At 38.1% G+C, this 10,561-nt stretch carries 11 protein-coding genes and 6 pseudogenes; 3 read left to right on the top strand and 14 right to left on the bottom strand.

Features of this window, described 5'->3' with window-relative positions; genetic code table 11:
• Window positions 1-289: 289 nt before the first annotated feature.
• From ACFIMC_RS01375 to ACFIMC_RS01330, 9 genes and pseudogenes are all read right to left on the bottom strand, one after another.
• Window positions 290-959: pseudogene (locus ACFIMC_RS01375) on the bottom strand (phage antirepressor KilAC domain-containing protein).
• 585 nt (window positions 960-1,544) lie between these two features.
• A pseudogene (locus ACFIMC_RS01370) lies at window positions 1,545-2,085 on the bottom strand (hypothetical protein).
• 42 nt (window positions 2,086-2,127) lie between these two features.
• Window positions 2,128-2,447, bottom strand: a pseudogene (locus ACFIMC_RS01365) (hypothetical protein).
• A gap of 167 nt (window positions 2,448-2,614) precedes the next feature.
• Window positions 2,615-2,946: pseudogene (locus ACFIMC_RS01360) on the bottom strand (type II toxin-antitoxin system PemK/MazF family toxin).
• Window positions 2,946-3,164: an antitoxin gene (locus ACFIMC_RS01355; RefSeq protein WP_375613730.1), complete on the bottom strand. Its 219-nt coding sequence runs from the start codon at window positions 3,162-3,164 to the stop codon at window positions 2,946-2,948. The pseudogene ACFIMC_RS01360 and the gene ACFIMC_RS01355 overlap by 1 nt, the downstream one beginning before the upstream one ends.
• Before the next feature lie 233 nt (window positions 3,165-3,397).
• Window positions 3,398-3,743 (bottom strand): annotated as a pseudogene (locus tag ACFIMC_RS01350) (hypothetical protein).
• Between the two features lie 171 nt (window positions 3,744-3,914).
• Window positions 3,915-4,046, bottom strand: a complete 132-nt coding sequence (locus tag ACFIMC_RS01345; RefSeq protein WP_375671902.1) for a hypothetical protein — start codon at window positions 4,044-4,046, stop codon at window positions 3,915-3,917.
• Window positions 4,047-4,500: 454 nt separating this feature from the next.
• A pseudogene (locus ACFIMC_RS10325) lies at window positions 4,501-5,191 on the bottom strand (hypothetical protein); the annotation flags it as partial.
• Between the two features lie 139 nt (window positions 5,192-5,330).
• Complete coding sequence (locus ACFIMC_RS01330) at window positions 5,331-5,558, bottom strand: hypothetical protein (RefSeq protein ID WP_375612450.1); 228 nt, start codon at window positions 5,556-5,558, stop codon at window positions 5,331-5,333.
• 833 nt (window positions 5,559-6,391) lie between these two features.
• Between ACFIMC_RS01330 and ACFIMC_RS01325 the strand changes: the two genes are divergently transcribed.
• Complete coding sequence (locus tag ACFIMC_RS01325) at window positions 6,392-7,558, top strand: tyrosine-type recombinase/integrase (RefSeq protein ID WP_375671904.1); 1,167 nt, start codon at window positions 6,392-6,394, stop codon at window positions 7,556-7,558.
• Window positions 7,559-7,688: 130 nt separating this feature from the next.
• On the opposite strand, the gene ACFIMC_RS01320 is transcribed toward ACFIMC_RS01325, so the two are convergent.
• From ACFIMC_RS01320 to ACFIMC_RS01305, 4 genes are read right to left on the bottom strand one after another with little or no spacing between them, the layout of a single operon-like run.
• Window positions 7,689-7,901, bottom strand: coding sequence for a hypothetical protein (locus ACFIMC_RS01320; protein WP_375618855.1), 213 nt, complete (start codon window positions 7,899-7,901; stop codon window positions 7,689-7,691).
• Window positions 7,894-8,097 (bottom strand): hypothetical protein, encoded by a 204-nt coding sequence (locus tag ACFIMC_RS01315; protein ID WP_375630024.1) that lies wholly within the window; start codon window positions 8,095-8,097, stop codon window positions 7,894-7,896. Before ACFIMC_RS01315 ends, ACFIMC_RS01320 begins: the two co-directional genes overlap by 8 nt.
• Window positions 8,030-8,257 carry a hypothetical protein gene (locus ACFIMC_RS01310; protein WP_375630023.1) on the bottom strand — a complete coding sequence of 76 codons (228 nt, stop codon included), beginning with the start codon at window positions 8,255-8,257 and terminating at the stop codon, window positions 8,030-8,032. Before ACFIMC_RS01310 ends, ACFIMC_RS01315 begins: the two co-directional genes overlap by 68 nt.
• The gene (locus ACFIMC_RS01305) at window positions 8,254-8,916 is read right to left on the bottom strand and encodes a lysozyme (RefSeq protein ID WP_375638191.1); all 663 of its coding nucleotides are present in this window, start codon (window positions 8,914-8,916) and stop codon (window positions 8,254-8,256) included. The genes ACFIMC_RS01310 and ACFIMC_RS01305 overlap by 4 nt, the downstream gene beginning before the upstream one ends.
• Before the next feature lie 143 nt (window positions 8,917-9,059).
• Between ACFIMC_RS01305 and ACFIMC_RS01300 the strand changes: the two genes are divergently transcribed.
• The gene (locus ACFIMC_RS01300) at window positions 9,060-9,284 is read left to right on the top strand and encodes an antitoxin MazE family protein (RefSeq protein WP_019224016.1); all 225 of its coding nucleotides are present in this window, start codon (window positions 9,060-9,062) and stop codon (window positions 9,282-9,284) included.
• Window positions 9,284-9,607 carry a type II toxin-antitoxin system PemK/MazF family toxin gene (locus ACFIMC_RS01295; protein WP_375618893.1) on the top strand — a complete coding sequence of 108 codons (324 nt, stop codon included), beginning with the start codon at window positions 9,284-9,286 and terminating at the stop codon, window positions 9,605-9,607. Before ACFIMC_RS01300 ends, ACFIMC_RS01295 begins: the two co-directional genes overlap by 1 nt.
• 38 nt (window positions 9,608-9,645) lie before the next feature.
• Here the strand turns inward: ACFIMC_RS01295 and ACFIMC_RS01290 are convergent.
• Window positions 9,646-10,561 (bottom strand): late control protein (locus ACFIMC_RS01290; RefSeq protein ID WP_375685623.1); only part of this gene is annotated, 916 nt, incomplete at its 5' end.

The following is a 10,561-nucleotide window of genomic DNA, read 5'->3' as shown; positions in this document are numbered from 1 at the left end:
AAAATAGGCGCCCGTGGATGTAGCGAGCCACTTTATTATAATTAACGCGAGATTGATTAGAACATCATTTTATCCAGCCCCCACTGATGTGGGGCTTTTTTATGGAGCGTCAGATGAGAAAGATATCGAAAGAAGGATTGGCACTTCATCTTGAAGTTTTAAAATCAAAGCTTTTTCTACTAAACTCATGATGTCAACCAGAGCAGTACAATCTTATCACTCATATTTTCATGTCTAGAAAATTGAGATAATGCCATCCATAAATCGCATAAGAAGTTAGAATCTACCTTCATTGCACGCCTCCGTGGACTTGTTCTCTCAAACATGCTGCCCATCCTTTAAGTGTGATTTTTGTTGAAGGCAGCACCTTTTCTGTTCCATCCGGTTTTTGAATGGTGATGGCAGAACAGTCCATGAATCCTTTGTTGATTTTATCCTGATTAAGGTAACAATGGACCACTTGGAGCACGTCGATACACCCAATCATTTTTACGCAAGTAATCTATTAAATCCTTTGGTCTTATCTCCAACATCTTCGCGGCTTCAATCAAACCAAACAAACCATCAGAGCGTTTTAAGCCTTCTAAAGCTTTTGCTTTTGGTGCTAATTCTGAAATAACATGGTCTTTCTGCTCAATTTGACTTTGTAGATGATTTAAGGCGCCAAGTAATACTTCGGGTTTGGAGTAATCAATTTATGGAATAGCTACTTGTCTTTCCAACGGTTAATTATCTTTGCTCGTAAGGCAGTGCTGTAACTAGAAACAAGAATTAAGCATTCACGCTTTGGCGGGTTATAACAAGGGCGGCTTTCACCTTATGTTATCAAGGTAGTGCCCACCAAAATCAACCTTCTCAAATTTGAGGGCGTTAAGTTCTTCAAGCGTTTTCTTGATGTCACGCATAATATTGTCATGCCTTTTGCCACATAATTCAGTAATTTTAATAATGGTATTCATAAAGAATTCTTAGATGTTAGACGTTCCTTAATGACATTCTAAAAGAGTGCTGGTCGCTAAGAAACACGGCATCTAGTCCGTCGTTATGCCTTTCCCCGAAGGGGGGGATATGGCATAGCCACACCTGACAAAGCTATTATATGCATGTAGCATAGAATGAGTTAAAGCTTTTAAATTGCGGAAGATTAGTTATTTCGGCAACTAATCCGCTAGTTGTTTTAAGGTGTTTTTGAGGCACCTGATTTGAAAATACCTATTACTAGAATTGTCCAGTAATAAAAATTACTTTTTGCTAAGAAAACGTTTCACATACTGTACAGTGTACATATTGAAATTGTTATTTATCAATGAGTTAAGTGTACAATGTACAGTCAAATTGAAAATTCTGTCGCTAGCGATAGTTCGCACTAGCCTGTCCCGCAACGAAGCCAACCCGCTGGGAAGTACTTTTTACATTGATTTTATTGACTTTTTTATGGAAAAACAAAGCATAAGTGATAATCTGTTTTTAAAATTGCAATCAAAGTGTGTAATGCATAAACTCATAAGGATATGTAAGATATAGATAAAGCTTGAGAACATGATCTAGCCTTTCTTATTAGCAGCGTATTTTTGACGAGAAAGTTGTCTCTGTATATTTTTGGTTAATCTTTCATTGGCATATTGTGCAATAGCACTTGTAATCTCTGGCTTTGACATCACCCTAGCAATTGAGGGTTCCTCTTGTTTTGCAATGGGGAATTAATCTCCATCCGCTCTTTGAAAAACATTACCCTTCATCTTTTTTAAATCAACACGCTTTGGAAAACTCCCATCCTTGATAAAAACATGGGCAAGATTTGTTTTTTTCCAAACAGTTGTGTAAGTCACGCCGCGTTTTGTTCTTTTGCTTTAAAAAATTTAAGAAGTATCGGTGTTCCAGAACGAATGATATCTGTCTCAAGAAACCTTGCTGTCGCCTTTTCTTTAATATAAATACCTTGCTTAACATGCTTTGATTGGGCAGATGTAACATCGGCAATTTGCTTTTCAGTAAAGCGTTCGACTGTTTTGCTGCGGTGTTTAGAGCATTACGCAAAGCCCAATTAAGGTGTGGTGCTTGAAGACTGGTGAAGGTATCCTTCACCTGTTGAAGATACCATTTTTGGTGGATGATTAACTTCAACGTCTAAGCCTTTTTAAGAGTAGGTGTTGATGGCTTGGAAGCTTTAGATGCTTTTGGTTTTTCGAGTAAGGTTTCTTCAGTCATTGGTTCAGATAATGTTTGTGCTACTTCTTGTTCTATCTGCTTAATTTGTTCAACTGTCTTTTTAGGTTTTGCTGTTGTTTTGACGTCAACAAAAGGTTTTGCAGCATTGGCGCGCTTGAGACGTGCGTAGACCTGATTAGAAACTTCAACAAATGGATTATTGGGGGTAATGGTTCAAAGCGAACAGCGCTTTTATTGTCTCCAACAACACACATTGACGTAGTGATGACAGCTTTCATTATGGCTCCTTTTGAGTCATAATTAATGACATCATTAGTCAAATATTGATTTTTATTCTGTGAAAAATTGATTAGCTGATTGTCAGCAGAAAAAAATCATGATCTTATGCTTTTTTACTTTTTACCTAAAGTTGGTGTTTTTAAACATTTAAAAGTGTAGAAAAAATTCAAGTAAGAAATGTTGATAACCTTGCTAAGACTTCATCCATAATTATATATGGAATAGTTTCCATTCTTTTTCCATTACGCGCTACTATATCTAAAGCACGCGGTTGGTCACAGCGTATCACACCTGTTGTATGCAGCCCTGTTCCCACCAATGAAACAGCAAAGCCTGCTATTCTAGCAAAATTTCCTCCACTCGTAATGGGCAAAACAATGGGTGTTTTTGTTAAACGATTAAACGCCTCCGGTGACACAATCAGTACAGGACGCGTTCCTTTTTCTCATAGACAGAGGTTGGGTCAAGCGATACAAACCAAATTTTACCCCGCTTCATTACAAGAGCTCTCTGCCAATAAGCTTAGCATCAAACCACTCTACATCTTTATCCGCAAAATCGTCCGAAGGATTACATTCGGCTAACAATTCTTCAAGAGTGTAATTTTGCGATATTTGTGGTTTTACAACCAATTGTCCATTATCAATAGCCAAACCCACTTGCATATTTTCAGTAAGATGAAGAACATCAAACAATGCAGGCGGTATAGAGAGCATAACGGATCCTCCAACTTTACGTAATTTTGTTGTGCATAAAACGCCCTCTCTAATATTATATAAAAATATAACATAAAGCCCATGATTCAATAGCTTTTAATGCTTTTGTGCAAATGTTTAAGAAGCGCATTTAGAGCAATACGCAATATACTCTGAATAAAGTCAATATTTTTTTAATTTCTGAAAAACATAAAAATATAAAAGTTATAATACCAAACAAGGCTCTTAGCTGCTTATCTGTAAACATATTTATTTCTTGCGGTTTTCGATAATTTTTTGATCTCTCTGTTGATCTCGTCTATAAGAGGTTCGTAATTGAGAATGCTTTTCGGAATATCACCACCGTAAACCCATGCTTTTACTTGCGCTTTGGTACTAAAATCCGCATTCTTAGGTGTTTTGTAATACTGACCACCATCAAACTTTTCACACTCTCTTGTGCCGTCTTCGTATTCGTAGAGGTTGTAAAAATACTCCTCTGTCCCATCCCCCATGGGGCATACCCACTGCCGTTGCAACAAACCTCTTTCGCATGGGTTGTTTACGGTTTTTTAAGAATAGATGTTTTAAAATGAACATACTTTAATCCTAATTTTACAAATTTGTCTATTTGCCTCAAATTTGACCGTACAGAGCGTTTTATAAGATAGGTTTTTTATCATAAAATCTTTAAATCACTCTGTACGGTGCCATTTTGTCGATTTAAATGCACATCCAATCACAAAACGATCAGCAATTTTCATTAGTTTGCTAATTTGCAGTGTTTTTCACTTGCTTTTCAACCAACGCGAGTGGTTTTGAATTCTCTCTCATTGCCTTTTCTTTCAGCCTTTTTTCACGGGTGTTCAAAACAGCCTTGCGTACAAGATTGGCTTTTGTCAAAAGACTATTTTCCAAATCACGACATAATCTTACTAACTCACGAGTGCTTGGAAAAAACGTATCCGATAAATCTTCTACCTCATCGCATAAAATCCCCGTTTAACCGTTTTTATGAGTGACCACGCAGAAACACTTTCCAAAAACATTCCATAGGTAAGCGCTATACCTTCATGATCTGCCTGTTGCGAAATTTTTTAAACCACACGAAAGCATCCGAATTGCCTTGGTTATGTCCTCTTTGCTCGCTTTTATTGAAAACAATTCGTGAAGTTGATCACACGCTTCTAAGGCAATCGCTTCCTGCTGTTGTGTCAATGCTTGCCACTTTTCAAAACTAAAGGAAACTCCGGAGCTATCATCTCGTGAATGTGTTTCAAAGTGACCTCGAGGCCCGATATCAAGGATGCTGTCTGAGATGCGTTCATCTACACTTTTTTGCCTTTAAGAGTGATTTTCCATAGTTTTTTCCGTTCTCTAAATCCTCGATAGCTTTTTGCACCCAGTTGCGCCACATTGCTTTCCAATCCGTTTTGCGTGCATCTTTGCCTGTTCTAGCTTTCCAATAATCTCGAAATTTTGCCATTTCGGCTTTGACACGCTCTGGAGGCAATCCCTCTTCGATTGCGAAATCATAAACAGGTTCGAAATCATCAGGGGTACGACAACCACTGTCATTTCTAACCCGTTTAGCTTTTTTCGTAATGTTCTCTTGCTCGTGAATGGAAGGTTGGTTTTCTACACCCGTTTCGATTTGCTCTGATGTGGTCTCAACAGCAGCAACCTATGTTGGTTCGTCAACCTGTTCGTTTGTTTCTAAATTTTCAGAAGCAGTTTTTTTTGCTAAAATGATAGTTTTAGTTTATATATATTCTTATTCTGGTTCTTTATAGCTTGATTTTGCTTAGCGTTTGCTTCAGCAAAATCATTAAAATGTTTTTTATAGCGTTTTTTATTGTACACCTTTTTTCCAGCCTCACTATGAATTTGCGATATGGGCGCTTTTTTATCAGTAAAATCTTTTAGCTCTTCTTCAATGCGCGTATTCGACAAACCATTATCTTTCTCAAGAAATTTACCATTCTTCATGAGATATTCGACAATAGTTGCAAACTTTTTTGCGAGCAATTGCAAGCGCGGGCAAGCATTTCAAAATCTGTTTTAATTGGTGCTTTTTTGTCATATATGCGAATGAAAAGCGTTATATAAATGCCCCTTTGTTCTCATGTCATTCCATCTATCTCACTGTTCCAGTCATTCAAAAGGAATCTTATCCATGGCATTGCATTAGACATGCGCATTCCCTTCTTTAACTAAATATAAAATTGCTAAAGCATTTGCTTCGTTGTCATCTTTTGGATTGTATTCTTTTGCACACACCGTCTTAATCATCTTTTCTTGTGAGGCATTGACTTTATCTGTTGTGATCTTCATTTTTGTAAGCCATTGCTGAAAACGCAAATAGCGCCTACTATCGCCTTGAAAACGAAAAAAATCAAAATTGACAAGTGCCACTTGTTATACTGCTGTCTACACGAGAAATCGCCCAGCCTGTCTTAGATCTAGATCAAGGCAGAGAACGGTTTGTGTATTGATGATCATCTTCCCCCATGAAGGCTGTTGCGTATTTATATGTGCGCTATGACAGAGCGTGTTGTGATTGCCTGTTTTGAAAAAATGGTCGTGAGAAAGTACTTGAAACTACTTTTGGGCCAATTTTTTACTGCCATTCGAGGAAAAATAATCTTAGAAGCAGTTGATTTTCGAATTAACTCTTCTTGTTTTTGAATCACATCTTTTTGTGCACGTATTATTTCAGCTTCTTTATCTATTATTTTGTCTTTTGCATCTATCTCTTTTCTGAGCTTTTGCGTCGTTTTACAAGAGTCATGAAGAGTATAAGCCAATCCCAAATTAGCAATATTGATTGCCTCTCCATCCTATAAAGACGAGGAGGAGGTCAAAGTGCTAAAAAGGTACCTCAAAAAGCAGCAATGATTCGTATTTTAGTACCACCGCGGTGCCGTCTTATAGCGTTATAATAAAGTTACGAAAGGTGGTTTAGAAGGTGCTTTAATTTTTTTTGATTTTTAATAAATCATTGGAAAATAAGAGAGATTAAGATAATCTGGTGCGGACGGCGTGCACCTATTTTTTCTTTATTTAGAATTCTCTACGCTATCACCTGATTGCGCGTTTTACTTTTTTCTATATTTATAACTAACTGTTTTTATTTGATTTTATTTATAAAATTGCCTTTTGTATATAATCTTGCTATCAAATGAAATCGCTCCAAGTGCGATTCAAAAGGTGGTTCAGAAGGTGGTTTTTAAAAGGTGGTTCAGAAGGTGGTTAGCAGAACGAGAACACGTGATAGACTGTCTGTCTTATCTGTAAAAAATCTATCTAAAGGAAAATATGCTGATGGAGCTGGGCTATGGCTTATCAAAACAGCCCAAAATCAAGGGCGTTGGATTTTTCGATTTGATTTCAATAAAAAACGTCGTGAAATGGGATTAGGCTCTTGTAGCGTTGTATCTTTGAAAGAAGCGAGGCTTAAAGCTACAGCTTGCCGTGACCTTTTGCACCAAGGTATTGATCCGATTCGTAAAAGGAAAAATGAAAAATTACGGCAGGCAGTTGATAGTATTTCTTTACAAAAAATAGTTTTAAGTGCTTTTGAAGCCAAAAAAAGCGAATTGAAAAATGAAGGTAAAGCAGCAAGGTGGTTAGCACCTCTTACATTGCATGTTTTTCCTAAACTTGGGGATATAGCAATTACTGAATTAACGCAATTTGATATAAAAGAGTGTTTGTTGCCTATTTGGAAAACAAAAAATGAAACAGCGAGCAAGGCTTTATCACGTTTGAATATTGCTATAAAACATGCCGCAGCACGTGGTATAGATGTGGACATGCAATTGGTACCAAAAGCAAAAGCTTTATTGGGAAAATTTATTCAAAATATTCCTGCTATGCCATGGCAGGAAGTTCCGGCATTTTATCAAAGCTTGGATGATAAGATTCTTTCAAATTTAGCACTGAAGTTGCTTATTTTGACTGGAGTACGGTCGTATCCATTGCGCTATTTGCGTCTTGAACAAATAGATAAAGATATATGGACGATACCAAAAGAAAATATGAAGGGCATTGTAGGAAAGGTTTCAGATTTTCGCGTGCCATTGAGTGATGAAGCTTTAAAAGTGATTGAAAAATCTCTCCCCTTTGAAAAAAATGGTTTTTTATTTGCTGGGAGTTCTGGAAAGCCTATATCTGATGTAACACTTTCTAAATTCATGAAAGACAAAGGTTTTGATTATAGACCCCATGGTTTCAGATCTAGTCTTCGTGACTGGATAGCAGAAACAACGTCAACACCATTTGAGATTGCTGAAACTGTTCTTGCGCATTCCGTTGGGAGTTCAGTGACAAAAGCTTATATGCGGACAGATTTTTTAGAACAACGACATACCCTTATGGAACAGTGGGCTGCATTTATAACAGGAGCGACCTAAGGGGATCAAATTGTTAATGTTTTGAAAACCACTGTTTGAGATGTGTAAAACGACATTATTTCTTGCATCTGCGAGACGCGCGAAATTGATAATTCATTTGCTAAACAGTTTCGCACATCTCAGAATGTATTTAGAGTCGGATATTTGGTTTTTGTGTAAAAATATTTACCAATGCATCTATAAGACGTGAAAAATCAAGCGCTAGCAAGAGTATAATGAGTACAATCCATCTCGTATAACGTGACATCACTTTTATACTTTTGTAGGTCATGATAATTTCTTGAAGGATTTCTTTTTCTCCTTCTGTAAGCTCTGTATCGTCTTTTGTTTTTTTCTTAGCCATGTTTCCACCCACACACACGTTCGCCCTGCTTGTTATGCTTTAAGATATCTCTTGCTAAATTGGAACTGATGACGTTAACATCTTGCCTCTCTAAATAAATTGGCAACCAACCAACACAAGAGACATACTTATTTGTCCCGCAACCAACGAGAGAGAGCAGTACGCACATCAGTATCACTTTTCTGATTAACTTCATTTTCCACCTCCAGCCGTGTTGTTGCTGCTTTTAAGGTTTTTTCTGTTTGCTTTTGCTGTTCTGCCTTTTTTCCAAGGGTAAAAGCTTTTGCCAAAGCCATAAAAAAAGCGGCTAGAGCCGCGCCTATTAACAGCAGATTTCTTTTCATCCATAAGATCATAAACGGTGTTCCTGAAAACGTTTAGCAACAAAGAAAATGCCAGCACATGCGGCTAAAACCATAATGGTAGCAAATGCCCATTGCACTGGACCATTGCCTGCTAATAAGCCTCCAAGCCCTGAAAAAGAACCAATAACTGGTGCAAGAGCTTCAGCTTTAAAAAGTCCCGTTGGTGCTTGCGTTTCTACGGTTTGGTAGTTAGAGGAAACAAAAGCACCTTTCGCCCATAAGCCTGCTTCTGCTGCACGCCGGTGTGCGAGACCTTCAAGACGCTTTCCGCCTGCTTTGGTCCATTTCTGTAGCTCTGCAGGGACAGCTTCATATTCACCTTGATTGAGCTTTTTTAACAGTGTCGAGTTACAAAAGGCTGTTGTTCCTACATTATAGCAAAAGGAGACTAAAGCCGCGAATTGTTCATCGGTTAAAGCAACTTGAACGGCTTGTTCAACGGCATTTTCAAATTGTCTTAAGTCTTGGCAAAGAAGTTCTTCTGCTTGTTTTTCGGTGATTGCCATACCTTTATGAACAAAAGGTTTTCCAGCATTGTTTGTATGTCCATAACCAATGGTCCACACTCCAATGGCATCTTTATAGGCATTGAGACGTAAACCTTCCCATTGTTTAATCAGTGCTAACCCTTCTGGTGATATTGTTCTCATGTATTGCTCCTATAAAAAAGCCCCACAAAAGGTGGGGCAGATTGATAGATTAAAATTGTAATTATTGCGTTTTATTAAAAGTAGTGTTTCATGTAACTTTTTTCTGTGTTATACGTTACATGAAACATAATGGAGATTTTGTTATGGCTACAATGCACGTTAATGAACGCGTTCAAAAACATCGCAACGCACAAAGAAAAGCAGGTTTGCGTTTAATGCAAATTTGGGTACCAGATACGCGTCAACCGAACTTTGCAGAAGAGTGCCGACGCCAATGTCGCTTAGTCGCAAAAATGGATAAAACAGATACATCTATGCAGTTGTTGATGGATCAATCTTTAATGGATGTTGATGGCTGGACAGAATGATGCGTGGATCTCTCGTCACAATAGCTATGCAAGGCGATTTTGGTAAACCAAGACCTGCGTTAATCATTCAAGCTAATCAATTCAGTGAGCATACAAGTGTAACGGTTTTACCCATTACTAGCACGCTTGTTGATGCGCCATTACTCCGCATTACGATTCAGCCAAACGCTAAAAATGGTTTGCAAAAACCTTCGCAAGTAATGATTGATAAGATTATGACGGTAAGATGTGACAAAATGAGTTCCATTTTTGGCTCTCTTCAAGCAAAGGAAATGCTGGAGATTGAACGTTGTTTGGCTGTATTTTTAGGAATAGTAAAATAAAAATAGTATTTCTTTTTATCATCATAAAATAGCTTTGTTTATCTATCTTCTTCATCCATATGGATGACGCCTTCACCTTCGTCATGTGAAGCGTTTGGTGGGGCGTTTGGATCAAGGGTATCATCCTTGTCTGGTGTTGTGTTTGCAACGTTTCCAGCCGCATCTTCTTGTGATGCATCAAAAAGTTCGCATTCTATTTTTGTGGTGTAACCACCCGTTTTATCAAGTTTGTGCTTAACACTTTTGATACGCCATTCTGCTGGAATATAGGGGCGGAAAGGGGGCTCTTGAACAAGTTTTGCTTCTGCTTGTACAAACGGATTACCTCCGATATCACATGAGAAAGAAGACTTACCGCGTGATGATTTATTGCGATAAGCAGCAATGGCTGCAACAGCCTCTGATTGGTTATGGTAGGTATATTTGAGTTCATGAAACGGTGCTTTGCCAACTTTGACTTCTTTTTTCTCAGATTCTTTTTCTGCTTTTTCCGATTCAGATGATGGTGCTCTGTCATTGTCATCCATATGGATAAAGTTTTCATCATCATCAATCTCTTCTGGTTCTCGTGCATCAGCCGCGGCTTTTTGGTCGTCTCCCACATCTGTTTCTAAGCCATTGGCTGCACCTGATTCATCACGCGCACTGTATTTAAAATCCCAAGAGGTACAATGTTTCTCATGAATAACAATAACGGGGAGTGTTTCACCAGTGATAGCTTTGCCTTCCCCCCGTCTAGCCAAAACAAGCTTGCCATCAACGGGTTTTGCTACCGCATCATATTCTCCTGCGAGGCGTGCAGCAAAAGCCATATCACTTTCCGATGTTTGATCAATATGACGCATAACGATTTTTGCAAGAGAAGGATCAACCTTTGGTGTATAGCCATTACGCTCTGCTATCTCTTGAACAATACTGCCAAGGGTTTGCTGGTGATAGGATTGGCTTTTGGGT

The organism is Bartonella sp. AP21QHHD (assembly GCF_042196205.1).
In the GTDB taxonomy this organism is placed as follows: Bacteria; Pseudomonadota; Alphaproteobacteria; order Rhizobiales; family Rhizobiaceae; genus Bartonella.
Note: the sequence above shows the minus strand (reverse complement) of the source record. Positions and strands in the feature narration are given on the sequence as shown.